Consider the following 26,831-nt stretch of genomic DNA (forward strand, 5'->3'; position numbering starts at 1 on the left):
AGCCTGAAAACAACTAGTTGACGTACCATGTTTTATGGTATGACTTAGTAAAATAAACATTTAAAAAGGGAAATGACGTACTAATGACGTATATAATGTGTTTCTAAAAGTGCATTTTATAGGCTTATTATTTAAAATCTTGCAAATAATCGGTCAAAGATTTATCATTTTCTAAATTTAGCTTGCGTTTTAGTCGATATCTATGTGTTTCAAGCCCTCTTATTGACACATTCATTAATGGCGCAATCTCTTTTGTTAATAAATTCATTTTGATGTATGCACAAACTTTTAAATCTTTATGGGTAAGCTTAGGGTGTTTAGACTTTAATTGGTTGAAAAATTCCTCATGTACTTGATTAAAATTATATTCGAATAACTCCCATTCGTCCTCATGCCCAATAGAATTATCAATTTTTCTTAAAAGTCGTTTATAAGCCAACGCATTTGTAAAGCCCGATTTATTTTTCTCTAATTCGTTTTTAATTTCGAGCATAGATTCGTTTTTCTTAACTAATGCCATTGCAGTATTAGCCAGTTGTTTACTCTTAAGTTTCACTTCACTTTTTAACGATTGATTTCTTAATTGCACTATTTTTTTATCGTTTTCAATGGCTTTTTCTTTAAGTAAAACCTCTTGCTCCTTTACAAGTTTATCGTGTAGTAATTTTTGTTCTTTATTAATTTTTCTTTTGTGCAACCCATAAAACAAACCAGATAACAATAATAGAATTAACAAATAGAAGAAAATATTTTTATACCAAGGCGGCAATATTTTTATTCTAAATATACTTGGTTCCGACACATCTCCTGAAAAATTTGCTGTTCTAAAATACACATTATAATCGCCATTGCTAAGTCCAGAAAGTTCTAGTTTTTCTCTTTCCATTCTATACCAATTTAACGCATTAGAAGTAGCTATGGCATATTCAAAATAATGATCTTTAGATAATGGAGATGATACAGAAATGCTTATATTTTTGTTAAAGGGAAACTCGTACGTGTTGTCTTCATTTATATTAACCAATTCCTTATCTATCTCCATTTGCTCAATAACAGGCTTATGAAGCGTATCTTTGGCGCTCTCAATGGTTTTGTTAATTAACATAAACCCATCATATAAATTAAAAGTATAAATAGAGTCGTTTAATTTTGAAACACTTTCGGCATCTACCACCAATCTTTTTTGAAGTAATCCTTTAGGTATATTAAGATATATGTTTTCCTGCGCCAAAGACAAGAAGCTTATTTTATCTTTCTCGTCTTTGGTTACCAATATATCTGTATCAGGTTCAGATATAATATCGGTATCTACTCCAAAAGTAGTATTTAATATATCGTGTGGCACTATACTATCAATAATTGCCTCGTATTTTTGCCAACCTTCGTTTGTTTTAAAACAAATATCATTTTTAATTTTATGAACTTTAACATTAAAATCGGACCACAACCCCTTGTCTTTGTAATTTTTAAAACTTTTTATACTATCACAAGCCTCATTAAATGCAACTCTAAAAAGACCTTTGTACGCATGGGCTACCCAGGCTACAGTAGGATTTTCGAATACTACGTATCTTGTAGGGATTGTTTTTACACCAAGATGTTGTGCATCCCAGCTATTATTACTTAAATTGAATTTTACCAAACCACCATAAGTTCCTTGGATAAAAGCATTTTGTTGTTCAGGAATCTTTTGAAGCACCCATCCGCCTGTAAAATCTGAGATTTTTATAAATTGATTGTCATCTACCAGAAACGTGCCGTTATTATGCCCACATATTAATTGTTTATTAACTATTTTTAAATCCCACACTTGTCCTTGAGAGCCTTCTACAAACGTTAAAGCAGCTTCGTTTTTATTCAAATAAAACAAACCTGTATTACTACCCAGATATAGTCTGTTTTTGTAATTTATAACATCGTAAACGGCTCCAAGCCTTCCTGTATTATCGTTATATAATACACGATTATAATCTAAATCCAACTTTGCTATACCGTTATCTAAACCTATCCATAACTCATTATGTTTTCCTAATTCGTGGCTTAATACTGTATTGTTTAATAATCCGTTTTCCTTGTTAATATGATATTTTAATTTACCCTCTTTACTTGTAATATAAACTCCATTTTTAATGGTGCCAAAAAACATATCGGTATCATCAAATATCTTGAAACTATTAAGCTGTTGCTCTTTAATTATGGGGTTAATTTCAGACCCCCAAGGCATTAACTGTTTAGTGACATTATTGTACAGAAAACAGCCCCTTAAAGCAGTAGCAATAATTAATTTATCTTCATATTTATCAATAGAAACAACTTTAGCGTTGTATAATAATGGATGATAAATAACAGGCTCTAAGTTTTCATTGTTCAAAACAAAAACACCATGTCTTACCGTGGCAACGTAAACTATATCATCAACAATGCTACAGGATAAAATAGTAGACTGAGGCTCTATTCTTTTAACAACACCATCCCTATAACTGTATATACTGGAGAAGGATCTAAAAAAAATAGCGCCATTATAGTGAAAAATCTGCCAAAATTCTTCTGCTAAAGACTCCTGACGCTCTTCAAAACCGCTTAAAGTTGTATAGACTAATTTTCCTTTTGAATTTTTTTTCCAATACCCAAATTCTTCGTAGGAACCTGTGTAAATCACACCGTTATACGCCAAAACTGAACGTATAATAGTTTTATTAGGCAACTGGTAGAAATCCCACTTTAGGCCATCGTATTCTACTAACCCTTTATCGTTTGCTACGTAAAGCTTACCGTTCTCGGCTAGAGAAATGCCCCAATTTGTATTGCCCGCACCAAATTCTGTTAACGCAAAATTTTCAAAAAAAGGGGTGTACTGCGCATTTACAATAGCACTATAAATACAGAAACAAACAACAAAGAGTATGTTTTTAAAATTTATTGACATGGCTAATGCAGTTTAAAGACCGATGAGTGATTACCAAATTTAAGTATTATAATTGATAGTTGCTTTTTGTGGCTACAGGTCAAATTCCATAAAACCCGTTTTAGATTATCCTGAAAACAAAAACTATCGATAACAAACACAAAAGCTATTTAAAAGGAAGTTGTAGTTTTTATAAAACCATACACCCAAGTGGTTTTGTTTTGAAGGGCTTAATACGTTCTACATGTGCGTTTACTTTAACATTTCTGGCTTGCTAAGTATTAATTCTATCTTTTTTATAATAACGGTAATCTCGTTCATTTGAGACTCTATATTCCTAAAATATAAACTTATATCCCTATTCACCCAGCTTTCTGAAATAACCCTAGCCCCTAGACTTATACGCAATACAGCACTTTGAAAATCGGTTCCGTATTTTACGTTAACCGCCTGACCAATATGACATTTTTGAGCAGCAAGACGAACTATTTCCAAGGCTGAACCATCAAAATGATGGGATATATCAGAATTCAATAAGGTGTATAGTTTTTTCACTTCATCTACATTTAAAACGGTACCATTTTTTAGAATGAAGAAAGGAAAAATTGTGCGGATATTTCTCAACCCAAAAGCCTCACTATTGTAAGTGTTAATTTTTGTTTCATCTTCAAAAAGCGGCTTTAAAAAAGTGGCATCCTTAATAGAGTCTTCTACAAAATTACAGAACATCTCTATTCCAAGATTTCTGTAAAGAATAGGGGTTTTATAGTACCTATCCATTTCAACAATAGCTGCGTTCCAGCGCATATAAGACCCGTAATTAAATCCTTCAGATAATTTTTTTGAACAGTACCAAGCCTTTGGCCAATCGGAATGGTTGTAATAATTAGTTAAACCTTCTGGCAATGTGTTTTTTACAGCGTTAATAGATTTACTAACATTTTTTGGAACAATTAACGCACCAGAATATGGAGGTCCTGTAAAATATTTACTTCCGGTTATGGTAATAATGTATCCTTTATTTAAGTAGTTTTGAATGTCTTTAGGGTCTAACCTAAGTTGTGAACCATCTACAATAATTTGCATAGACAAATTGTTGAGTGTTTTTAAATTTTGCAATGTGCTCGCACTAGGTGATTGATATCCTAGTTTAGACTGATCCATAGCGTGTAATACAACATGCCTGCCTAATGCGTTAGTTTGTGAAACGGCGTTAAACACCTCTTCATCTAATTGCTTTGATGATTTTAGCTCTCCTTTTTCGTCTCTTAATGGAATTTTTATTAAATCAACATCTCTAAACCCTTTAATTTTATCTCCTTTTTTTACAGGGTAATTTAAAGCGCTAGTATTCTCGAAATGGCAGCCCATTAAAGCTGCGGGCACACCACTTCCTGTTTCATCTGATGCCACCAAAACATGGGTAATTTCCTTATTGGAAACAATTTGGGTAATAGCTGCAATTTGAAGCGCAGAATCCGTACCTGAAGGGGAGAAAATTATTTGGCACTCATCATTAATCTTAAGTGCTTTTCTAAGACTATTTTTTAGGGATTCTGAAAATTCTATTGTGGCATCTTTTAAGCCTTTTTTTAAGCTATTTTGAATTAATATGGTTCTTGCCTTATCAGTTTTATCAAAAGCAAAATTAGAGACACTTGTTGCTGTAGATGATGCAAATGTAAAGGCTTCTGGCCTTGGAAACGGGCGACAACCATATTTATTCAATAACTGAAATTCGTCTATATTTAATCTTAAATCGCCTCCAGACATTAATAAATACTCCGTTGGTTTAGCAAGATTTTCCAAAATTGGTTTCCACTGAGGCTTAATTATTTGGTCTAGATTACGCAAACCATGAAAATTCTGCAACATAGCATATTCAGCAGCATATTCTGTTGGTAAATCTTCGCCCTTTTTTATAATGTCTAGCAAAGAAAAATTAAGGTTGTTTAATTTTTCCTTATCTTCTTTTGGTAGTAATTTATAAAATACCTGAGTTACTTTTAATGCAGCCAAATCGCACAAAGCAGCATCTTGCTTTTCTCTACCTAAAGCCTTATACCAAAGTTGCCATTCTATGCCATACCTTAAATAAATTAAAGCTAGTACAGGTTTGTCTAGAAAAGACGACCCAATTTTAATGGATTTGTTAGGTATAATTTTAAATAAGTTTGGCTCATTATTAGATGCTATAATATTAATGTTGTTTATTTTAGGAACGGTATTAAATCGCTTTAAAACCCTAACCAGATAGTTTACATTTTCCTTTTCGAATAAACTTGTTCTATTATATTGATCTTCAATAATTATATTGTTTGTCATGGGTATTTGGTTTTCAATGTTCAAAAGAACAAAATTTTTAACAGGTATTTTACTTTTCTAATTATAAAAGCGTTGGTTAATTTTTATTTATTATAGTCTAGAGAGCGTACATTCTATTTATTTCTTTTTTTTACTTAGATAGGGCATATAGTGACTAAAAGAACAATGATTTATGCGGTTATATTTTCGAACTCCCGTATAAGTATATGCGCAACAAAACTAGGCGTACTCACTGGCAAACGCGACTTACTATTTGCAAAAACAACAGTAGATTTAGCCTTACTTAAAAGCGTGTTTTGTTCATTTTTTATCTCAAATTCAAAATTAAAACGCACTTTTGGCAATTCTTTAATTGTTGTTTTTATGGTGATTAGCTCATCGTAATGTGCTGGCTTTTTATAAATAATATCGAAAGAAATAACGGGTAATATTACGTTGTTATCATCTAGCGTTATCTCATCTAACCCTAGTTTACGCAGCAGTTCGTTACGAGCTTGGTGGCAATACGATACATAATTGGCATGATACACATAGCCCATTTGGTCTACCTCTCCATAACGAGGCCTTAATTTAAACACATCGGTTATCATAGGTTATGAAATTACTGGTTGTGGTCTTTTGGTCCATCACTACTTCCTATTTTATTTATTGTAGCATTTTTTAGTCTCCTTTTGCAAAGAGGCCAAGTTTTTAGCGAATTAATATCGTCTAATTTTGTTTTTCTGCATTTCCCAAGCTTATTCCCCGTTTTTGGGCCTAAATTCTCAGGCCCCTTATGATTTAAATTTGGCATATATCATTCATTTAAATTCATTAACTCGTCCATTTCATACGCAGGACAACCGTCACATTTTAAGTGATTTTTAGCTCCAGAAATCAGCTTAAAACACCTTTTACATTTATACCAATCGTTATCAAACTCAAAATGCCCACCCTTAATTAGTATTGGCCTTCCTTCTACAAAGGCCTGCGCAATTTTTTGAAGAGCACTATTGTAAATTCTTGTAAGTGTAGGCCTAGAAACCGCCATGTTGTTTGCGGCTTCATCTTGAGGGAGATTATCGTATACCACCAATTTTACAGCTTCATACTCTTCATATTGCATAAGAATATGCTCTGCATCACAAAACGCTATTCCAAATGGTTTAAAACCATGCATTTTAGGAGGATTGTTAACTTTTCGCTTCTTTTTAGGACGAGGCATAGATTAAATTTTAGGTTGTTTTGAGATTCTAAAGCATGTAAAAAAATATCGATTTACTTTTTTCTAATTGCCAAAACAACAAATTAGAATAAACTTTTAAAGCTGTAAACTTTTATAGCTCTAAAAACCCGAACAAAAGTAATGAACATACGTTCATAACGCAACTAATTCAAAATAATTTTTTTGATAATTGCAATTGATAATTTATAGGGTAAGGAGCTAAATCAGAAGAATTAATTTTTGCTTTGTTATTAATATGAACTCACACAAAAAAAAGTAATTATGTGGAATAATTATCACTGTTATTAAAAACATGTATTCTATTTTTGTTAAAAGAATATTGTAGTAATTTAGCAACAATATAATTTGTGCTACCAAATTAGCAAGTTAAAACAGCAGTGTTTACATGATTAAGTACTTTAAAATAATAATTAAGAGCATTGTTTTTTTTAGCGTTATTGCGGTTTTTGCACAAAAAAATATCTATGAAACCCAACTTATTGGTGTAAAAGATGGTCTTGTAAACAGTAACACATACGACATACTTCAGGGTAATGATAATTTTATGTGGATTAGCACAATTGGAAACTTACTTCGCTACGATGGTTATGATTTTAAAAACTATGACGCCTCATTTTTTAATATTAATGAAAATTCCACACTATTATTAGCTTTAGATAAACAAAACCGCATTTGGTTTTGCGAAGACAAGTCTTATGCTACCCAATTAAAAAGCGGAGTTTTAGATACGCGTACAGATTCTATTTATGATTTTGAAACCCTAACAAACGGACTTTTTAAGTCTAACGAAGTATATTGCTTAAATCCATCAAAAAAAACAAACACTACAATTTTTGTTACCACTAATACAGGTATTGTTTATAAATATGACGGACAGTTTAAAGAAATATTTAGGATTCCCGATTTTAGGTATCGTCGCGTAAGATGTGAAATTGGTGAGAACAACACATATTGGATTACTTACGAGAATAACAAAATTACTAATGTTGATAGTTTTGGTAATGTTTTACTAACCTTCAATGTCAATAGAAATAATTTTTATGTTAATGCAATTTTAGCTACAACCCCTTACTTTGTTTTTGAAAGCTACAACTCTGAATTAATACGGAACTACTGGCTAATTAAAAATAACAATATAAAACCTTTAGTGCTTAATCAAGGTAATAATTTTCAACTACTGCACTTAAGTGATTCTGAAATACTTTTTTATGAGAACGATACTATTTATAAAAGCACAACCAAGCCGCTTATTCAATTAAAACATAAAACTCCAATTGCGTACATTCCAAATTTGAAACACAATGCTTATTACAAGGACAAACAAGGTATTATTTGGATAACATCTACTAATGGACTTTATAAAATAAATGCCAAAACAAATCCTTTTACTGTTTTACAGGCTAACAATAGTATACGCGGTATCTTTATAAAAGACAACAAACTATGGGTTGGCGGCTATAAAGCATCTGTTGTAAAAGATTTAAATACAGAAAACAATCATTATTCTAAACTACCTATTGTTACTGCTACCCGCTTTATTGAGGACAAGAATAGCAACCTGTGGGTTGGTTCCACAGATAATATTCTTTACAGATTAAAAAACAAAGACAGTGTTTTAAGTGTATATAAGGTAAATCCGTTTAAAGAATTACAAGTACCACATATAAACCCAATAACAAATACATTTTGGATTGGTACTGATAGCGGACTACTCTATTTGGATAAATCTAACACCGTTAAGACATATAACAAATATACAGACATAGAAGATGCGCACATTAGACAGTTTTTAAACACTTCAGAAGGGCTATGGATTGTAACCCACAAAGGCCTTTTTTTAATGGATGCCAAATCTGAAATTATTACCAAACACTATTCTAAAGCCACTGGTTTACCAACTAATAACATAAATCATATATATAAAGATTCCGATGGCGTTTTTTGGTTAGCAACAAAAGCTAAAGGACTCATAAAATGGAGTATTAAAGATAACACAGTCAAAACATTTTCTACTCAAGATGGTTTATCCAACAATACAATTTATGCAGTTTATGAAGATGATTACAACTATTTATGGCTCCCAAGCAACTATGGCCTAATGCGTTTTAATAAAAGCACTTATGATATTCAAACATTTACTAAAAATGATGGTATCGCCGATAATGAGTTTAATACATTTGCACACTTTAAAGCTAAAGACGGCACTTTATATTTTGGCGGAATTAATGGTATAACATTTTTTAATCCAAAGGATTTTATTTTCAATACCAATACAGAGCATCCTATCTATCTAACAGGTTTAAAACTACTAAAAAAAAATACAGATGAATTTGAGGATCTCCCCATTAATTCTACCGCCAATAAACCAATTGCCGTAAACTATAACGATCAGATTCTTCAATTAAAATTTAGTCTGCTAGATTTTGAATCTGTTAACAAACACCAATACGCTTATAAAATAGAAGGTTACCATAACCAATGGATTTATACTAGAGATAACACCATTTCTATTTTTAATTTTCCTTATGGTAAACAAACCATTCGCATAAAAGCAAAAGCAGACTCAGACATGTGGTCTTCTAATGAACTAGCTATTCCTTTGTTTATAAACAAACCCTTTTACTTAAAATGGGAGTTTATTTTATTGTCATTTATAATGGCAATAATGCTTTTCTACTATTATTTTAAATGGCGTTTAAGAAAGCTTAATAAGGCGAAATTAAAACTAGAGGCACAAGTTAAAAGCAGAACAAAACAAATTGAGAACGATAAACGCATTATAGAGCTACAAGCCGAAGAGCTTAAAACCTTAGATAAAGCTAAAGGCCGTTTTTTCGCAAACCTTACCCATGAGCTGCGTACACCTTTAACCTTAATTATTGGACCTTTAGAACAAATTATAGACAACCCACCACCTGCTGCTATATTAAAGCGTCGTGCTAATGGCATTTTAAACAACACCAAGCATATTTTAGGACTTATAAATCAATTATTAGACCTCTCTAAATTAGAAAATAAACAAATGCCCATTGAACTTGTAAATGCCGATATTGTAGCTTACACCAAAGAACTAGTTGATAGGTTTCAAGCTTTAGCAACCCAACAACATAAAGTGTTATCTTTTGAAAGTAACCACATAAAATGGCCTACGAATTTTGATAGAGACAAATGGGATAAAATTGTGTATAATTTAATTTCAAACGCACTAAAATTTACGCCAAAAAACGGAAATATACATGTAGTATTAAACCAATGTGTTGTTAATAAAGAGGACGCCATAGAATTATTGGTAACAGACTCTGGAATTGGCATAGAAGAAAAAAATCTGGCTACTGTTTTTGATAGGTTTTACCAAGTAGATCTATCATCAACACGAGCTAACGATGGCACTGGAGTAGGTCTGGCTTTGGTAAAAGAACTTGTAGATTTACAAAATGGAAATATTTCCATAACTAGCGCAATAGGTAAGGGATCTACCTTTAAAATCGTTTTACCTGTTCTTCCTGATACACTAATTAAGCCTTACGTGCCAAATCATCAAAACACATTCTTAATTCCCCCTGAAAAAAACAATGAAGACACCGCTACTACTCAAATAGAACAAGTTGAAAAACTAGATGTTTTAGTTGTTGAAGATAACGAAGATATTCGAGACTACATTTTGCAATGCTTGGGGCAGCAACATTATAATATCACTGTAGCAAAAAATGGAGAAGAAGGCTTAGAGAAAGCCATGTCGCTCATTCCAGATATTATTATTTCTGATGTTATGATGCCAAAAAAAAATGGCTTTGATTTGGTTGAAGATGTTAGAAAACATACAAGCACTTCTCATATTCCTATAATTCTCCTAACGGCTAAATCTGAAATAGACAGTAAACTTAAAGGTTTAAATCGTGGTGCAGATGATTACTTAACTAAGCCTTTCAACCCAAGAGAATTAAACATACGTGTTAAAAACTTAATTCAAATAAGACAAAATCTTCAAAAACGATATACCAAAAATGGAATACAGACTGAAGATAGTAAATTTGAAAAAGAAGATATTTTTATATCTCAACTTAAAGCGTTTATTCTAAATCATATAAATGAAACCGATTTAAACGGAGATGTTATTGGTAAGCATTTTGGCTTAAGTCGTATTCACTTATACCGAAAACTAAAAGCTTTAACCAACGTCTCTATTTCAGAATTTGTAAAAGACATTAGATTAGAAAAAGGACTTATGTTATTGTCCAAAAAACAACTAAATATTTCTGAAATAGCTTACGAGATTGGTTTTACTTCTCCTAGCCACTTTTCGCGTTCCTTTAAGGAAAAGTACGGAAAATCACCTTCCCAAATGTAACACCACGTCATATAATTGTAACATGCGTGCAACTGCTTTCTAGCATGTAGCCACAACTTTGTATAAACAATTATGTAGTCTGTAAAGTTGTCGTCACGAATGGGTATACATGTGCCAGTAAAACAAATATTTATAAATCATTTCAGCATTAAAGAATCACAGTTTAATTGGCATTTACCCTTAGATCAACTTGATGCTGATTTTAAAACCTTAAGCTTTTTGGTGTATTTGGAACAGCTCATAAATTCTAAATTTAAGACCAAAGTTTCCATCATGGAAAAAATTAACGCATCTGTACACACACCAAAAGATATTGTTCACCTAATTGAAAAAGAATTATAAACATTAACCATGAAGCTATATAAATTAAGCATACTATTTATTTTACTAAGTATAGTAACAGTAAAAGCTCAAAACAATGAGTCAAAACAACAAGTAGATGCATCTAACCCAACAAATTTTTACACACAGGTTAATACGCTGTTTGAATATACAACAAGAGCAGATGGTACCAATCTCTACGGATTTAGAGGTAATGTAATCTATACCTTTAATCCAGATAATTTAGTATTGGCAGAAGTTCCAATTTTATACAACGATGCTACTAATAAATTTGGACTTAGTGATATTCGTTTACGCTATTTTACAGTGGTGAAGCGTGTAATGACTAAAGAAAAATTTTCAGTTATTGCCCCTTTTGTAGATGTAACGCTGCCAACAGGTTCCTTTGAAAATGGCTTAGGCACAAGTAGTCTTGTAGCTTCCGTTGGTGCTATTTATGGTTTTGCTATTTCAAAAAAAGTATTAATGTTTCCGGGTTTAAGCGCAGTACATGTTACAAAACCAGGTACAGACCTTATTCCAGACGAGCTTAAAGCTTCAAGTACAGGTTTTGGTGCGCAAGCCAATATGAGTATTCGTTTTAATGACCGATGGTTTCTTTTTGTAAACCCAATACTAACTATGTTGAATACTGATGGCGATTGGAACGAGCAATGGACAGGAGAATTCAACCTTAACCACATGATTATTCCAAACAAACTAAAAGCAAATATTGGTTACTATCCAAACCTTACAACCGAAATACACACGGTGAGAATGGGTGTTACCTTCTTTCTATAGTAAAACATAAAATAAATGACATTCACTTGTAAATTTTAACACATGAAATTTTTTATTTTCTTTCTTTCAGTAGCTTCAATATATGCACAAAATAGCAGTAGTATAATTAACAGTGCAGTAGAAAAAGACAAAGACAAATTTGTTGCAATATTTAAAGACTTACATCAAAATCCCGAATTAGGTTTTAATGAAACTAGAACAGCTGGCATTGTAGCAAAAGAACTCAAATCTTATGGCTATAAAGTAACTGAAGGAATTGCTAAAACGGGCGTTGCAGGCATTTTAGAAAACGGAAAAGGCCCCATAGTAATGTATAGGGCAGATATGGACGCCAATGCGGTTGAGGAACTCACAGATTTACCATACAAGAGCACCACAATAGCAAAACTAGATGACGGTAGCGAAACACCAGTGGCGCACGCTTGTGGTCATGATTCTCACACTACATGGTTATTATCAACCGCTAAGTTCTTAGCAGAGCATAAAGACTCCTGGAAAGGCACGGTCGTTTTTATCGCCCAACCTGCGGAAGAACTTATTCTTGGTGCACAAGCCATGGTAAAAGATGGACTCTATACCAAATACGGCATTCCTAAACCAGATTATTTATTTGGCATTCATGCATTACCGTTTCCTGTGGGTGTGCTTGCAGCAGCTTCTGGCGTACGTATGGCTGGCACAGACCAGTTAGATGTTACTTTTTATGGCGTCGGAGGACACGGATCTAATCCTCAGTTAACAAAAGACCCGATTCTCATGGCGGCTTCTGCCATTATGCAATACCAAGCCATCGTGAGTAGAGCAATAGACCCCAAAAACTCTGCCGTATTAACGGTTGGCGCCATTGAAGCTGGAAAAGACAATAACGTTATTCCGGAAAAAGCATTATTAAAAATAAATTTAAGATGGTTTAACGAAAAAGATAGAAACCTAATGATAGAAGGCATTAAAAGGATTAATGAAAGTATTGCCAATGCCTATGGCTTACCCGAAGATAAAATGCCAACGATGACGTTTAAGGGCTGGTCCTACCCGCTTGAGAACGAACCTGAAATTACAGCAGTAGTGCGGGAAGCTTTGTATCCCTTGGTAGAAAATAAAAAAATGGTTTTAGACGAAAGCGTCTTGCCCTCGGTAATGGGTTCAGAAGACCTTCATCATTTGGTCATTGAGAACGATAAAAAAGACTGTGTTTTTATAAACGTTGGTGTTGCAGAACCTCAACGATTTGCAGAGGCCATGAAGAAAGGCCAGCTCCCATTTGCAAACCATAACGGGAATTTTGAAATAGACCTAAGTGCTATACCATACGGATCTAAAGTAGCCATTACAGCTATGTTAGCCATTTTTAATAAAAATTAAACGTATGAACTGTTCTCAAAAGAAAACAATCATGACCGTAAAATTATTGAAATATCTACCGCTTGTATTTGCATTTACGCTTGTTGTAAACTGTAAACATGAAGCTAAAAAAACAGACTCAAAAAATGTGGCCACTACCATATTCTACAATGGTGATATTGTTACTATGGAAGGTGATACTGCCAACTATGTTGAGGCCATAGCTATTAAAGATGGTGTAATATCAAAAGTGGGCACAGAAAATGAGGTCATGACATTTAAAGGCGATGCTACCACATTAATAGACCTTGAAGGCAAAACCATGTTTCCTGGATTTATTGACGCTCATGCACATTTCTTTGGGTTTGGTCCACAAGCTTCAGGGGCAAATTTACTACCTCCGCCAGATGGTGGCATTCAAAGTATTGATGATCTCATAAGCGAATTAAGCTCTTGGGCTACTCCTGAAAACATTCAACTAACCGGATGGATTTACGGTTTGGGCTTTGATGATTCTCAATTAGCCGAAAAACGATTTCCTACAAAGGCGGATTTAGATAAGGTTTCAGCTGAACATCCTATTTTAATTTTACACATTTCAGCACATTTCTGTGTCATGAACAGTAAAGCTTTAGAGTTAGTTGGTATTACAAAAGACACACCTAATCCTGAAGGTGGTATCATTAGAAGAATGCCGAATGGTAAAGAACCCAATGGGGTATTAGAAGAAATGGCTGCAATACCGTACATCGCAAAAGCAATTACACCAAAAACACCTGAAAATCTGGCTAAACAAGCCATAGCAGGACTAGAAATGGCCAAAAGTTACGGATACACCACAGCCCAAGAAGGTAAAGCGATGGAACAACATGAACTTTTAGCTGCTTTTGCCGAAAAAGGGCTGTTTGACATTGACATCGTTTCTTATGTTGACCATACAAAATCCGATTATTTAAAAACAAAATGGTATTCAAAAACATATACCAATAATTATAGAATAGGAGGTTTAAAAATCACTCTGGATGGTTCACCACAAGGTAGAACAGCATGGCGCACACAGCCCTATCTTATTCCGCCAGATGGCGCCCCTAAAGACTACAAAGGCTATCCTGCAATACCGAATATTGAAGATGTTGCCAATGTGTACCGTATGGCGTTTAAAAATAACTGGCAAATATTAAGTCATGCCAATGGTGATGCCGCAGTTGACCAAATGATTGAGGCAATGCGTATCGCTTCAAATGAATATGGAATCAAGGACCGCCGCAATGTTATGATTCATGGTCAATATGTTCGCGAAGATCAGTTAGATAGTTTAAAACAACTTAACGTAATTGCCTCTTTGTTCCCGCTACACACCTTTTATTGGGGCGATTGGCACGAACAACTTATTGGTGAAGAATTGGGACAAAAAATTAGTCCAACGCGAACTGCCCTTAATAAAGGCGTAAAACTCACCATACATACCGATGCTCCTGTTGCCTTACCTAACTTAATGCGTATGGTTTGGACCGCTGTTAGCCGTACCTCTCGAAGTGGCAAAATTATAGGCCAAAATGAAAGACTAACCGCTTACGAAGCTATGAAATGTTTAACCGAATGGTCTGCATATCAGCATTTTGAAGATGACAAAAAAGGAACTTTAACAGAAGGCAAACTAGCAGATTTAGTGATACTTTCCAATAATCCGCTAAAAGTTGAAACAGAAGCTATAAAAGACATTGAAGTATTAAAAACAATAAAAGAAGGAAATGTTGTTTTTGACAGATCCTTAAAGAAATAATAAGAAAATTAATATTCAATTAAGTAAAACTAAAAAAATGAACAAATTATTTAAACTCGCTTGCTGTACTATCTTGATAATATTTTGTAGCCTAAACAGCTATGCGCAAGACAAAGAAAAAACACTTGTATTGTTTACCAATGCTACAGTTTTTGATGGTGTAAACGAAAAACTAATGACCGACACCGATGTTTTAGTCGAAGATAATCTTATCAAACAAATCGGTAAAAACATCAAAGCACCTAAAAACGCAGAAGTTATTGATATTGCAGGAAAAACCTTAATTCCTGGCTTAACGGATTGCCATGTACATATTATGTGGAATGACAATATTGAATACCTCATTTACAGCTCTCAAGACGGTTACCTGGGCGCTATGGCTGCAAAAAATGCCGAAAACATGCTAATGCGTGGTTTTACAACGGTTAGAGATCTTGGCGGACCAGCATTTGGGTTAAAAAAGGCGATTGATGATGGTGCCATCCCAGGACCGCGTATTCTTCCAAGTGGTTCTTTTATCTCACAAACGGCTGGCCATGGCGATTTTGATACACGTATGAAATACCAATCTAATCACTTTACAGGTCAGACTGATTTGGCCTACACACGTGGTTGGACCATTGTTGCAGATGGTAAATCTGAAGTTATCAAAGCTTCGCGCGAAATTCTAAGAGCTGGTGCCACCCAATTAAAGATTATGGGAAGCGGTAGTATCACAGGCGCACACGATCCGCTAGACGTTACTGAATATACTTTAGAAGAGTTAAAAGCCATTGTAAAGGAAGCCGAAAAATGGGGCACCTACGCAACCATTCACGCTTACAGTTCAGAATCTGTTATGAATGCTATTGAAGCTGGCGTAAAAGCTATTGAACACGGATTATTCGCCTCAGAGGAAGCCATGCGATTAATGAAAGAGAAAGATATTTTCTTTTCAACCCAGTTTTTATCGTATAGCGCAACACCAGAGGAAGCTGGCATGACAGGTGAATCTATCGCTAAGTACAATGAGGCAAAGGCTGGTGCAACTAACGGTTATAAAAATGCTAAGAAAGTAGGCGTTAAAATGTCGTTCGGTACCGATCTTTTAGGTGGATTGGAAATTGCTAAAGCACAAAATTTAGAGTTTTTGGCACGTGCAGAATACTTTACAGGCTATGAAATATTAAAGCAAGCCACTTCAAACAATGCCGAACTTTTTGAACGTAGCGGCAAACGTCATCCTTATCAACAAGGTGCATTAGGTGTTATAAAAGAAGGTGCTTATGCAGATATCGTTGTGGTAGATGGTAACCCTTTAGAGGATATTAAGCTGTTAAGCAATCCTGTTGAAAACCTCAAAATCATCATGAAAGATGGTAAAATTTATAAAAACACTTTAAATCAATAATTAATTCACCTTAAAAATTTTATTATGAAAAACGCAATGAAGCATGCTATTTTAGGATTACTTCTTTTAGCTGTAAGTTTCAATAGTTTTGGGCAAGACAAAGAAAAAACGTCCTACGTACTCATCACTAATGCCACAGTTTTTGATGGTGTTAACGAGAAATTAATGGAAGATACCGACATTTTAATTGAAAACAATTTGATTAAAGACATCGGTAAAAATCTTAAAGCACCAAAAGGTGCAGAAGTTATTGATGTCACCGGAAAAACATTACTTCCAGGCTTTATAGATGCGCATACACACTTAGCACTACACAGTGAGGTAGATTACCTTATTTACAGTGCACCAGAAGGTTATATGGGCGCAAAAGCAGCAACCAACGCCACGCAAATGTTAATGCGTGGATTTACAACGGTTCGTGATATTGGTGGTCCAACCATTGGTTTAAAAATGGCCATTGATGAAGGCGCTGTTATTGGTCCTCGTATTCTTCCTGCTGGTAAAATGATTTCTCAATCTGCTGGTCATGGTGATTTTAATGCACGTCAAATTAACTGGTCGCAGTATTTTGCTGGTCAAATCGATCCTGCATATATTAGAGGCTGGACCACCATTGCCGATGGTATTGCTGAAGTACAAAAAGCCACAAGAGAAACCCTTCGCTCTGGTGCATCACAAATTAAAATTATGGGAAGTGGCAGTATTTTAGGAGCACATGATCCTTTAGACGTTACAGAATACACTATTGAAGAGTTAAAAGCCATCGTTAAGGAAGCTGATAAATGGGGAACATATTGTGGTATTCACGCTTATACATCAGAGTCTGTTATGAATGCTATCAATGCTGGCGTTCAAAGTATTGAGCATGGGTTGTTTGCTTCAGAAGAAGCATTCAAATTAATGAAAGAAAAAGATGTATTCTTTTCTACGCAGTTTATGGCATTTAGCTCAACACCAGAAGAAGCAGGTATGAACGAAGTCGCGGCACCAAAATATTTATTAGCTAAAGAAGGTGCTGATAATGGCTATAGATTATCTAAAAAAGTGGGTGTAAAAATGGCATTTGGTACCGATTTAGTTGGAGGGTTAGATATGAATACCTATCAACCACAGGAATTTGTAGCACGTTTAAAATACTACACACCTTACGAAATTTTAGTACAAGCCACCTCCTTAAATGCTGAACTTTTAGAGCGCAGTGGCAAGCGTCACCCATACCAAGAAGGATCTTTAGGTGTGGTTAAAGAAGGTGCTTATGCGGATATCGTGGTTGTTGATGGAAACCCATTAAAAGATCTTACACTATTGGTAGAGCCTGACAAGAACATCAAACTTATTATGAAAGATGGAAAAGTGTATAAAAACACTTTGAATTAATCTAATTTTAAACAATAAAACAGGTTACAGTGACACTACACATGTAATCTGTTTTTATTGTTTTTTAAACCTAAAATGTTATGCTAAAGTTTCAACTTTTTTCTAATATTTTGAACACATTAAAGCCTAAATCGTATGCGTTTTCACTTCTAGCGTTTTCAATGCTCACCTTATTATCTCTGAGCACTGTTACATTGCATGCACAACAAGAAAATGAAACGCAGCAAGATACCACGAAAACCCAAAGACCATCATTGTTGAGCCCTTCGGATGCTAACAATCAGCTTAAAGCAGATGCTGAAGATAAGAATCCTACCATTAAAAAGGATTTTATTGATAAAGCGGTTGAAGCTAAAGAAGCCTTTTATAAAAAAACAGGTTTTAAAATTGGATTCGATTATAACTCGCTTTATATGGGAGCTACGGAAAGTTTGGGCAACAACAACCATACTGCAAGTGGTATTGCCAGACTTTATGGTCGTTGGGATCTTATAGGCCATGGCACTAATGATACTGGTGGCATTGTTTACAAAATTGAACATAGACATCGTTATGCTGAATTAACGCCTTCCCAATTGGGATTCGAAATTGGTTACGCTGGTTCCTTACACCCATTATATAGCAACCAAGGTTTTAGAACTACTAACTTGTATTGGAGACAATCGTTCGCAAACGGAAGCGTTGTGGGTTATGTAGGATTTTTAGATAGCTCGGACTGGACCGACGTTTACGCATTGGCAAGTCCGTGGGAAAGCTTTAACAACTTAGCTTTTTCGGTAGGCTCTGCAACTATTGGTGGTTTGCCAGATGGTACGCTTGGTGTAATGCTAAGCGCATGGTTAACCGACAAGGTGTATGCCATTGCCAGTATTACAGACGCTAATGCAAGAGCAACCGATATTTTTAAAGGTTTTGACACGTTTTTTAGTGATTTCCAAACCTTTAAAACCTTTGAGTTGGGTATCGTAAAAAGTAAGGAAATGGCGTTTGTAAACAATTTCCACGTTACCCTTTGGCAAATTGACGAAAGTAATTTTTACGGATCACCAAGTGGTTGGGGAATCAGTGCTGGTGGAACTACAATGCTCGCAGGTAAATACGAGCCTTTTTTAAGAGGTGGTTGGGCCAAAGATGGTGGTAGTCTTTACGAAGCATCTGTTAGCGCAGGTGTAGGTTATTACATGGGAAGCCATGTTTTGGGTGTTGGCCTAAATTGGGGAAAACCAAACGAGACGACTTTTGGTGCTGGTTTGGACGACCAGTGGACTTCAGAAATTTTTTACAGGTGGCAAGTAGCGCACCAATTTCAAATCACACCAAATGTTCAATTAGTAGCTAATCCTGCTTTAAATCCCAATGCATCATTTATACCTGTTGTTGGTCTGCGTTCGCGTATATTCTTATAAACAAAATATATGATTAAAGATTTATAAAATGCTATTATAATTCTTATAAAGTAATTGATCAATTTTTCAATTTACACAACAACTACTAAAAAGGTGTTGTTTTAAACAGCTTATTGAATTGTTTTTTTTAATTTCAAAACCATATGCGTTCAATTCTTTTCAAAATAGAAATCATATTATAGAATATTCATTTATTAACGAATGATAAATTTTTAGCAATTAATACTATGACCAAAAAACTACAATTGGCTTGCAGCCTCATACTAATTTTATGCACTACAAGGGCTTACTGTCAAGATAGCATTAACCTTGAAGTAATTGACTATAAAATTAACAAAGGGAGATTTTATAGTTCATTAAACTTTTCCTTAGACCAAAGAAATGCTGAAAACGAAAACCAGTTGATAAGACAGGTTATAGACCAGAACAAATACGATTACACGATAACTGCCAATGCAGGTTTTGCTATAAAAAACAACCTAACCTTAGGCTTTTCTGCTGGTTATGGTAGGGCAAAGGAGGTGATTACATTCCTAGATCAAGATGATATGGAGGTACAATCTAACTTGTTGGAACAAAGCTTTTCTTTCTTACCAAACCTAAGACAATACATACCAATTGGCGAAGGAAGGCTTCAAATTATAGTTCAAACGCAGCTAGGTTTCACGTTTGGCGAATCTTTACAACGCGATTTTATGATGAACGACGTAAATAAAATAGAAACCGACTTTATAGATTTTCAGTTGGGTATAAATCCAGGCGTTGTGCTATTTTTTAATCGAAATTGGGCATTAGAAACAACGGTAGGTGTTGCTGGTTTTTCCGCAAGACTTGACGAAAAAACAGTAAACAACGATGTCGATGCCCAAGAAAAAGTCCAGACCACCAATATAGATTTAAAGCTCAACCTTTTAGAATTAAGTTTAGGAGTCGCCTATTACTTTTAAATAGACTTTAGATATGAAACAAATAAAATTTATAATATGCCTGGTTCTAAGTTTAGCAACACTTCATTCATGCATAGAGGAGGATAAATTCGGTTTGTCTTCATTTAAAGCCATTACCGCTTTTCAACTACCCATGCAAGATGGTACAACTACTATAAATGCAGACGACCTGTTAATAGAAATACCTGTTGTTGAGGGTGTAAATTTAGAAAACATCGTACCTTCCAACATAGAGATATCAAATCTTGCCACCATTTCGCCATTACCAAGCGAAGCACAAGATTTTACAAATCCAGTACTATATACCGTGACTGCAGAAGATAACACCACTGCCATTTGGACGGTTACCGTGGTTTCTACCATACCCAATCCGCAGTTACCAAACAGCAATTTCGATCTTTGGTATGCCGTTGGCGATTACCAACAACCAGGAGAAAGTGAAGACACTACGGTTTGGGGCACTGCCAATAGAGCTTTAGCCATTGCTGGCGACGCAAATACCAATCCAGAGGATTTAGGAAATGGTGACTTTGCTGTTAATCTAACCAGTGTTGCGGCACCACTTTTAGTAAGAATGGCAGCCGCTACCTTGTTTACAGGAAAATTTACAGATGGTTTTCCTAATCCTGCAGATCCTAGAAGTAATATTGATTTTGGCACACCGTTCTCGGGAAAACCAAATGCCTTTCGTTTAGACTACACTTATATACCTGGCGAGTCTAATGAAGATGAGGACGGAAACGTAATTCCCGGCTCAGACCAATGCGATATTTATGTTTTGCTAGAAAATAGGGAAGGAGACCTTATTGAAAGAATAGGTACTGGTTGGTTTAGGAGCGACACGCAGGTAGATACATTTACAAACTTAGAGGTAGATATTATTTATGGGGAACTAGATTCATCCTTACCTCAATTTGAATATGCTAATATTAGGGATGATGAGGTTTGGGGCAATGCCGAAGATACACCAACACACATTACAGTGGTGTTTTCCTCTAGCGCTTTGGGCGATTTTTTCACTGGTGCCATAGGCAGCGAGCTTCGGATAAATAATTTTGAATTAGTGTATTAGAAACACCAACGGTTCTTAATTTAAAGGACTACTAAAAAATACTGATTATAGAAAACAATGATAAAAATTATAAAAATGAAAAAACAAATTATCGTCTTAGTAAGCTTATTCGTTCTTACTTATGGTTGTAAGCAAGACAACGCTACTGCAACAACCGAACAAGAAACCAGCAGCGTCTCTGACCCATTACCTTCATGGAATGACGGTAAAACAAAAGATGAGATTATAGCTTTTGTAAAAAAAGTAACAACCGAAGGTACGCAAGACTTTGTACCTGCAGAAGACCGTATAGCCACTTTTGACAATGATGGGACGCTTTGGGCAGAACAACCTATTTATTTTCAGTTATTTTTTGCATTAGACCAAATTAAGGTATTGGCACCAGAGCATCCCGAATGGAAAACCACCGAACCTTTTAAATCTGTTTTAGAAGATGATATGGAGGGCGTTTTAAAATCTGGAAAAGAAGGCCTTCTTAAAATAGCCATGGCAAGCCATGCCAATATCGATGCAGAAGATTTTAAGTCAGCCGTAAAAACCTGGATGGCAACTGCCAAACACCCTCGTTTTAATCAACCCTATAATGCTGTTGTGTATCAACCTATGCTTGAATTGATGTCCTATTTAGAAGCCAATGGTTTTACAAACTTTATCGTTTCGGGTGGTGATATTGATTTTATGCGCGCGTGGGCAACAGAAACCTATGGTATTCCTTCACACCGCATTGTTGGCAGCACCGTTGAAGCCCAATATGACAATACAGATGGCAAAGCCTCTGTGATAAGGTTGCCTGGCGTGGTATTAGCAGATAGAGGCGATGGCAAACCTATTGGAATTTATAGACATATTGGTAAAAAACCCATTTTTGCTGCCGGAAATTCTGACGGTGATTTAGAAATGTTACACTATACGGATGCTAACACCCACCCAAGTCTTAAACTATATGTGCACCATACGGATGAAACAAGAGAATGGGCTTACGATAGGGATTCACCAATTGGAGAACTCAATAAAGGGCTTGATGAGGCCATGGCAAAAAACTGGACCATTGCCAATATGAAAAACGATTGGAATACCGTTTTCTCCTTTGAAAAATAAAACAGTATATTTTAATAAGATTGGTGTATTTCTGTAATCTATTCATTTATTAGTAGACTAAAAAAAAGCCTTCAACCTAAAAACTTATGTGTTTCGGTTGAAGGCTTAATAATACTCTTTTGTAATGCTATCAAGCTAACATTCCTCCGTCTATTGGATTTGTAGTTCCTGTTATGAACTTACTTTCATCACTAGCTAAGAACAACACCAAATCGGCTACTTCATAAGGTTCTGCATAACGACCTAATGGTATTTGGCTTGTTAATCTGGCATGAGCAGCTTCGGCATCGCCAGGTGCGAAACCTTCCTCAAGCGATTGCATCATTCTATTATCTACTGGTGAAGGGTTAATACAATTCACACGGATTTTATACTTTGCTAAATCCATAGCCGCAGATTTGGTTAAACCAACAGTAGCATGTTTAGAGGTACTGTAAGCAACGGCATTTGGTACACCTTGCAACCCAGTAACTGATGAAGATATAATAATGCTTCCACCTCCAGCATCTCTAAGTGCTGCGATGGAGTGCTTAATCGACAGGTAGACACCTTTAATGTTTACAGCCATAACGGTATCAAAAACTTTATCATCAAAATCTATAATAGGCGCCACTTTGCCTTCTATACCAGCATTTGCAAATACAATGTCTATTTTACCATAAGCGTCAAGCGCTTTCTGTACAAAGTTTTTAGTATCGTCGGCACTAGTAACATCTGCTTTTACAATAATTACACGATCGCCAGCATTTAATTCTTTCTGAGCTTCTTCTAATGCTTCTTGGTTAAGATCTACTAGTACAACATTGGCGCCTTGCTCTAAAAATTTAGCTGCTGTAGTTTTTCCGATGGAACCAGATCCACCTGTAATAATTGCAGTTTTTTTGTTAAGTCTTTTCATAAATTGATATTTGTTTTTTCCGAAAAAATCGGGGGTTTATCTGCCGTAAGATATTGTTAGTTTTGAGGTATTAAAAACACTCACAACACATTAATTTTATTAGTCTACAAAATAAAAAACAGAGATGATATAAACAACAAAATTATATCTAGCTTGATAAAAAAACTTCTTAAAATTTGCTGGTTATACCATTAAAATTAAATCAGTCCCAAACTATCAAACGCCTTAATCTAAAATAAGCAAAAACGAATATAGCACCTCTAAAACTAACAAAGGGTTTTCTTCTTAAAATTTATGTAAAGCAGAGCATACAAGATTGTTTACTGCGTCTTAATGTTAACCTTGTTTTAGCTGTTTAACCTCCTTATACTCATGAAGTATAATTTTATGAACCCATTCCATGGCTAAACTCAAGGTTTCAAAAACTTCAAATGGTTTATCATAAAAATTACTTTCAAATAGTGCATTATCGCGAGCTATAGGTTTATCAGAAACAATTGCAATTGCCAAAAGGTTATGAATTTTTGAAGTCCCCAAATAGGTAAGCGGATCAACCGAATAAGAAAAATGTCTATTAGAGATGTAAATTACAGGTTTATTGGTAAAATGTTTATCAATAATTTGACGTAAGATCTCATTATCTTTTGGTGTTATTACAACACCCTCCTCAATTTGGTTTACCATAAATTCGTCAAAAACAAAGACTTTCGCCCCTACTAAGTCGTAACTGTAAAACATCCCCATATTAATAGCTTTTATAATGCTGCTAAATATAGAAAATATTAGTATACAAATTAACATTTGTAAATTATTTTACCCTAAGCCCTATCTACTAATCAATAAAAAAACCAATAAACAAGTTTTTACAAATCATATTTCCCAAGTTTAAATAAATATTTTAGGGAAATACCGCTTACCGGGCATTTCGCGGAATTTCTAATCATTTTACAAGCTAAAATAATGTAATAAACCTACTAAAAGAACTATGTATCTGTACCAGCTTAACCTAAGAAAAGATAATATTATTTAAACACATAAGAAGTTTAAAAAAGAAAAGCCGAAGACAAATCTTCGGCTTTTAGTGCGGGCGGAGAGACTCGAACTCTCACACCTCGCGGCACTAGATCCTAAGTCTAGCGTATATTGCACCAAAGAAACACAAATACACTCATTTTCAATGACTTAAGTGTTTGTCAATTTTCTTTAAAGTCATATAATATCATATGATATCAATATTTGTTGTACCTATGTTGTACCCAAACGCAGATAATAATTTGTATCTTTACATAAGTACTTAATCAAATGATATCCTGATTTGACTTTCGCAAAACAGGTCAACGATGTCAGCAAGTGCAAAAATAGTTCTACGTAAAAAGCCCAACACCAAAGGGCTTTATCCACTTGCAATTCGAATAACTAAAAATCGACGCTCTACATACAAACTTTTAGGTCATTATATAGATTTAGAGTATTGGGATTCAAAAAATAATGAAGTAAAAAAATCCCATCCGAATTCTGAAGGTTTAAATAACCTCATAACGTCAAAATTATCTGAAGCTCGGAAAGGTCTTATTACTCTACAAACCAACAATAAAGATGCTTCTGCAAATCAAATTAAAAAAGAGATTTACAAACCCACATCAAACCTAACATTTTTTGATTTTGCTGATGAACACCTAGAATCTCTCAAAGTAGAGGGAAAAATGAATCGTCTTTCTACAGATTCAGCTTGGGTTAGTTATATTGAAAAATATTGCAAAGTAAGGCATCTAACTTTTCAAGAAATCGATGAACGGTTTCTCAAAAAATTTAAAATATATTTAAAAGGCAACTGTTCTCTTACAGAAACTACTGCAATGAATGTCATGGTTTTTATTCGGCTGTTATTCAATAGAGCGATTAAAGATAAGGTTGTAAGTAAAGAACTTTATTGCTTTGGTTCTGGTAAATTCAAAATAAAATTTCCAGAAACTGTCAAAGTTGGACTCTCAGAAAAAGAATTAATAGTCATCGAGAACTTAGATAGTCTATCTGACGTGGAACGTCATTCATTGAATGTATGGCTTTTCAGTTTTTATTTTGCAGGCATGAGGGTTTCAGATGTTCTGAAAACTAGATGGTCTCAAATTTACGATGATAGGTTACACTACAGAATGGGTAAAAACTCCAAATTACTTTCTCTCAAAATACCTTCAAAAATCAATAAAATTTTAAAGGAATATATTTGCAATAGGAATAATGATGATGACTTTATATTTCCAGAATTAAAAAAAGCTGATCTTGACGATGCTAAAGACTTGTACAATAAGATAAAAACTGCTAATAAAAAATTTAACAAGAACTTAAAGTCTATTGCTCTTAAAGCTGGAATAAACAAGAAAGTAACAATGCACATTGCTCGCCACTCATTCGGAAATATTGCTAGAGATACCATCCATCCATTAATGCTTCAAAAACTGTATCGTCATAGTGATTTAAAAACCACAATTAATTATCAAGCCAACTTCATTCATACAGAAGCTGATGATGCTTTGGAAAGTGTAATCAACTTTTAAGTTATTTTAAAAGCTCTTCAGAATAATAAAAATTTGCGGGTAATCCTCCTGTATGCCAAAAGAGCACATTAGAGTTTTTTTCAATCTTGTTATTTTGAAGATGGTCTATCATGCCGTAAAACGCTCTTCCAGAATAAACAGGGTCTAACAATATACCTTCACTTTGAGCCAATTGCCTAATGGCCATCTTTTCATTTTGAGTAATTACTCCATAACCAGGTTTATCATAATCCCTAATAAGTGTCGCATCTTTAATTGAGTATGTTTTTTGAATACTCAATTCTTTTTGACCTTGATGAAGTATCTGTAAAATTGCATCGTCTAATGTTTTATCTCCTAAACCAATTTTATCTATGCTAATTGGTATTAGTTTAATATTAAGATTGTATAAATCTATGCCAAGCTTTAGTCCTGCTTGAGTTCCACCAGAACTTGACGCAAAGAAAATGTAATCGATTTTCAAGTCATTTTCTGAAAGTTGACGCTCTAGTTCTTTAACTGCATCTACAAAGCCATAAGCTCCTAGCAAGTTTGAACCACCATAAGGGATTTCATAAACATTTCTTTTCTGTGCTTCTAAATCTTGCTTTAATTTAATTATATCCTCCCCTTTTCTATTATCTCCAGTAAAATGAATTTTAGCTCCTAATAAATGAGAAAGTAACAAGTTACCATTGTAATTTTTGGGTGCTTTACCCCCTAACAGTAAATGGCATTCTAATCCTACCTTGGCACAAGCAGCTGCGGTTTGCCTGCAATGATTTGATTGTTGTGCTCCTGCTGTAATAACAGTATCAAATCCTTTAGCTAATACGTCATAAATAAAATATTGTAATTTTCTTACTTTATTTCCACCCGAGGCCAATCCTGAATTATCATCTCGCTTAATAAACAAATTATAATCGGGATATTTTTTTGACAAATTTTCTAATTTTTCCAATGGTGTTGGGAAAAATCCGAGTGAATATTTTTCTGGTAGCATTTTGGCCTGTTTTTAATTCATACTAATATATAGTATCTTTATAAGTAATAAAAGTAG

Annotated in this window: 20 protein-coding genes; 12 read left to right on the forward strand and 8 right to left on the reverse strand. The window is 34.5% G+C overall.

What is annotated here, in order from left to right:
• Positions 1 to 127: 127 nt before the first annotated feature.
• The 5 genes from CLV33_RS01740 to CLV33_RS01760 all read right to left on the reverse strand — a co-directional run bounded on the left by CLV33_RS01740 (position 128) and on the right by CLV33_RS01760 (position 6,434).
• Positions 128 to 2,926, reverse strand: a complete 2,799-nt coding sequence (locus tag CLV33_RS01740) for a helix-turn-helix and ligand-binding sensor domain-containing protein (protein WP_146109699.1) — start codon at positions 2,924 to 2,926, stop codon at positions 128 to 130.
• Positions 2,927 to 3,157: 231 nt separating this feature from the next.
• On the reverse strand, positions 3,158 to 5,230 hold the full coding sequence (locus tag CLV33_RS01745) for a hypothetical protein (RefSeq protein WP_105472443.1): 2,073 nt from the start codon (positions 5,228 to 5,230) through the stop codon (positions 3,158 to 3,160).
• A 170-nt stretch (positions 5,231 to 5,400) separates the two neighbouring features.
• A complete protein-coding gene (locus tag CLV33_RS01750; protein WP_105472444.1) occupies positions 5,401 to 5,820 on the reverse strand; it encodes an acyl-CoA thioesterase in 420 nt (139 codons plus the stop codon).
• An 11-nt stretch (positions 5,821 to 5,831) separates the two neighbouring features.
• Complete coding sequence (locus tag CLV33_RS01755) at positions 5,832 to 6,023, reverse strand: DUF5320 domain-containing protein (RefSeq protein WP_105472445.1); 192 nt, start codon at positions 6,021 to 6,023, stop codon at positions 5,832 to 5,834.
• A 3-nt stretch (positions 6,024 to 6,026) separates the two neighbouring features.
• On the reverse strand, positions 6,027 to 6,434 hold the full coding sequence (locus CLV33_RS01760) for a DUF134 domain-containing protein (RefSeq protein ID WP_042242920.1): 408 nt from the start codon (positions 6,432 to 6,434) through the stop codon (positions 6,027 to 6,029).
• Between the two features lie 406 nt (positions 6,435 to 6,840).
• On the opposite strand from CLV33_RS01760, the gene CLV33_RS01765 reads away from it, so the two are divergent.
• From CLV33_RS01765 to CLV33_RS01815, 11 genes are all read left to right on the forward strand, one after another.
• Positions 6,841 to 10,803 carry a hybrid sensor histidine kinase/response regulator transcription factor gene (locus tag CLV33_RS01765; protein WP_105472446.1) on the forward strand — a complete coding sequence of 1,321 codons (3,963 nt, stop codon included), beginning with the start codon at positions 6,841 to 6,843 and terminating at the stop codon, positions 10,801 to 10,803.
• A gap of 99 nt (positions 10,804 to 10,902) precedes the next feature.
• Complete coding sequence (locus CLV33_RS01770) at positions 10,903 to 11,145, forward strand: hypothetical protein (RefSeq protein ID WP_105472447.1); 243 nt, start codon at positions 10,903 to 10,905, stop codon at positions 11,143 to 11,145.
• A 9-nt stretch (positions 11,146 to 11,154) separates the two neighbouring features.
• Positions 11,155 to 11,925, forward strand: coding sequence for a hypothetical protein (locus CLV33_RS01775; protein ID WP_105472448.1), 771 nt, complete (start codon positions 11,155 to 11,157; stop codon positions 11,923 to 11,925).
• Positions 11,926 to 11,967: 42 nt separating this feature from the next.
• On the forward strand, positions 11,968 to 13,287 hold the full coding sequence (locus CLV33_RS01780) for an amidohydrolase (protein ID WP_105472449.1): 1,320 nt from the start codon (positions 11,968 to 11,970) through the stop codon (positions 13,285 to 13,287).
• 4 nt (positions 13,288 to 13,291) lie between these two features.
• A complete protein-coding gene (locus CLV33_RS01785) occupies positions 13,292 to 15,049 on the forward strand; it encodes an amidohydrolase (protein WP_244906363.1) in 1,758 nt (585 codons plus the stop codon).
• Positions 15,050 to 15,086: 37 nt separating this feature from the next.
• The gene (locus CLV33_RS01790) at positions 15,087 to 16,439 is read left to right on the forward strand and encodes a metal-dependent hydrolase family protein (RefSeq protein ID WP_105472451.1); all 1,353 of its coding nucleotides are present in this window, start codon (positions 15,087 to 15,089) and stop codon (positions 16,437 to 16,439) included.
• 24 nt (positions 16,440 to 16,463) lie between these two features.
• Positions 16,464 to 17,816: a metal-dependent hydrolase family protein gene (locus CLV33_RS01795; RefSeq protein WP_105472452.1), complete on the forward strand. Its 1,353-nt coding sequence runs from the start codon at positions 16,464 to 16,466 to the stop codon at positions 17,814 to 17,816.
• 80 nt (positions 17,817 to 17,896) lie between these two features.
• A complete protein-coding gene (locus CLV33_RS01800; protein WP_105472453.1) occupies positions 17,897 to 19,222 on the forward strand; it encodes a carbohydrate porin in 1,326 nt (441 codons plus the stop codon).
• A 227-nt stretch (positions 19,223 to 19,449) separates the two neighbouring features.
• Complete coding sequence (locus CLV33_RS01805; RefSeq protein ID WP_105472454.1) at positions 19,450 to 20,169, forward strand: autotransporter outer membrane beta-barrel domain-containing protein; 720 nt, start codon at positions 19,450 to 19,452, stop codon at positions 20,167 to 20,169.
• Between the two features lie 13 nt (positions 20,170 to 20,182).
• Positions 20,183 to 21,241, forward strand: a complete 1,059-nt coding sequence (locus CLV33_RS01810) for a PCMD domain-containing protein (RefSeq protein ID WP_105472455.1) — start codon at positions 20,183 to 20,185, stop codon at positions 21,239 to 21,241.
• Between the two features lie 75 nt (positions 21,242 to 21,316).
• On the forward strand, positions 21,317 to 22,339 hold the full coding sequence (locus tag CLV33_RS01815) for an HAD family hydrolase (RefSeq protein ID WP_211297525.1): 1,023 nt from the start codon (positions 21,317 to 21,319) through the stop codon (positions 22,337 to 22,339).
• Positions 22,340 to 22,469: 130 nt separating this feature from the next.
• Here CLV33_RS01815 and CLV33_RS01820 read toward each other — a convergent pair whose 3' ends face one another.
• Positions 22,470 to 23,237: an SDR family NAD(P)-dependent oxidoreductase gene (locus CLV33_RS01820; RefSeq protein ID WP_105472457.1), complete on the reverse strand. Its 768-nt coding sequence runs from the start codon at positions 23,235 to 23,237 to the stop codon at positions 22,470 to 22,472.
• 336 nt (positions 23,238 to 23,573) lie between these two features.
• Complete coding sequence (locus tag CLV33_RS01825) at positions 23,574 to 24,038, reverse strand: hypothetical protein (protein ID WP_244906364.1); 465 nt, start codon at positions 24,036 to 24,038, stop codon at positions 23,574 to 23,576.
• 539 nt (positions 24,039 to 24,577) lie between these two features.
• Here CLV33_RS01825 and CLV33_RS01830 point away from each other — a divergent pair.
• Positions 24,578 to 25,792: a site-specific integrase gene (locus CLV33_RS01830; protein WP_105472458.1), complete on the forward strand. Its 1,215-nt coding sequence runs from the start codon at positions 24,578 to 24,580 to the stop codon at positions 25,790 to 25,792.
• Position 25,793: 1 nt separating this feature from the next.
• Here the strand turns inward: CLV33_RS01830 and CLV33_RS01835 are convergent, their stop codons facing one another.
• Entirely contained in the window at positions 25,794 to 26,774 is a 981-nt protein-coding gene (locus tag CLV33_RS01835) for a D-cysteine desulfhydrase family protein (RefSeq protein WP_105472459.1), read from the reverse strand.
• Between the last annotated feature and the right edge of the window lie 57 nt (positions 26,775 to 26,831).

Origin of the sequence: Jejuia pallidilutea, from assembly GCF_002973595.1 — a bacterium.
GTDB classification, from domain to species: Bacteria; Bacteroidota; Bacteroidia; order Flavobacteriales; family Flavobacteriaceae; genus Jejuia; species Jejuia pallidilutea.

Excerpts from the sequence above, each read along its gene's own strand:
- CLV33_RS01770 (WP_105472447.1), top strand. The coding sequence starts at position 10,903 with ATGGGTATACATGTGCCAGTAAAACAAATATTTATAAATCATTTCAGC.
- CLV33_RS01825 (WP_244906364.1), bottom strand. The coding sequence starts at position 24,038 with ATGTTAATTTGTATACTAATATTTTCTATATTTAGCAGCATTATAAAA.
- CLV33_RS01785 (WP_244906363.1), top strand. The coding sequence starts at position 13,292 with ATGAACTGTTCTCAAAAGAAAACAATCATGACCGTAAAATTATTGAAA.
- CLV33_RS01750 (WP_105472444.1), bottom strand. The coding sequence starts at position 5,820 with ATGATAACCGATGTGTTTAAATTAAGGCCTCGTTATGGAGAGGTAGAC.
- CLV33_RS01740 (WP_146109699.1), bottom strand. The coding sequence starts at position 2,926 with ATGTCAATAAATTTTAAAAACATACTCTTTGTTGTTTGTTTCTGTATT.
- CLV33_RS01790 (WP_105472451.1), top strand. The coding sequence starts at position 15,087 with ATGAACAAATTATTTAAACTCGCTTGCTGTACTATCTTGATAATATTT.
- CLV33_RS01755 (WP_105472445.1), bottom strand. The coding sequence starts at position 6,023 with ATGCCAAATTTAAATCATAAGGGGCCTGAGAATTTAGGCCCAAAAACG.
- CLV33_RS01780 (WP_105472449.1), top strand. The coding sequence starts at position 11,968 with ATGAAATTTTTTATTTTCTTTCTTTCAGTAGCTTCAATATATGCACAA.
- CLV33_RS01760 (WP_042242920.1), bottom strand. The coding sequence starts at position 6,434 with ATGCCTCGTCCTAAAAAGAAGCGAAAAGTTAACAATCCTCCTAAAATG.
- CLV33_RS01835 (WP_105472459.1), bottom strand. The coding sequence starts at position 26,774 with ATGCTACCAGAAAAATATTCACTCGGATTTTTCCCAACACCATTGGAA.
- CLV33_RS01830 (WP_105472458.1), top strand. The coding sequence starts at position 24,578 with ATGTCAGCAAGTGCAAAAATAGTTCTACGTAAAAAGCCCAACACCAAA.
- CLV33_RS01775 (WP_105472448.1), top strand. The coding sequence starts at position 11,155 with ATGAAGCTATATAAATTAAGCATACTATTTATTTTACTAAGTATAGTA.
- CLV33_RS01805 (WP_105472454.1), top strand. The coding sequence starts at position 19,450 with ATGACCAAAAAACTACAATTGGCTTGCAGCCTCATACTAATTTTATGC.
- CLV33_RS01745 (WP_105472443.1), bottom strand. The coding sequence starts at position 5,230 with ATGACAAACAATATAATTATTGAAGATCAATATAATAGAACAAGTTTA.
- CLV33_RS01795 (WP_105472452.1), top strand. The coding sequence starts at position 16,464 with ATGAAAAACGCAATGAAGCATGCTATTTTAGGATTACTTCTTTTAGCT.
- CLV33_RS01810 (WP_105472455.1), top strand. The coding sequence starts at position 20,183 with ATGAAACAAATAAAATTTATAATATGCCTGGTTCTAAGTTTAGCAACA.
- CLV33_RS01765 (WP_105472446.1), top strand. The coding sequence starts at position 6,841 with ATGATTAAGTACTTTAAAATAATAATTAAGAGCATTGTTTTTTTTAGC.
- CLV33_RS01820 (WP_105472457.1), bottom strand. The coding sequence starts at position 23,237 with ATGAAAAGACTTAACAAAAAAACTGCAATTATTACAGGTGGATCTGGT.
- CLV33_RS01815 (WP_211297525.1), top strand. The coding sequence starts at position 21,317 with ATGAAAAAACAAATTATCGTCTTAGTAAGCTTATTCGTTCTTACTTAT.
- CLV33_RS01800 (WP_105472453.1), top strand. The coding sequence starts at position 17,897 with ATGCTAAAGTTTCAACTTTTTTCTAATATTTTGAACACATTAAAGCCT.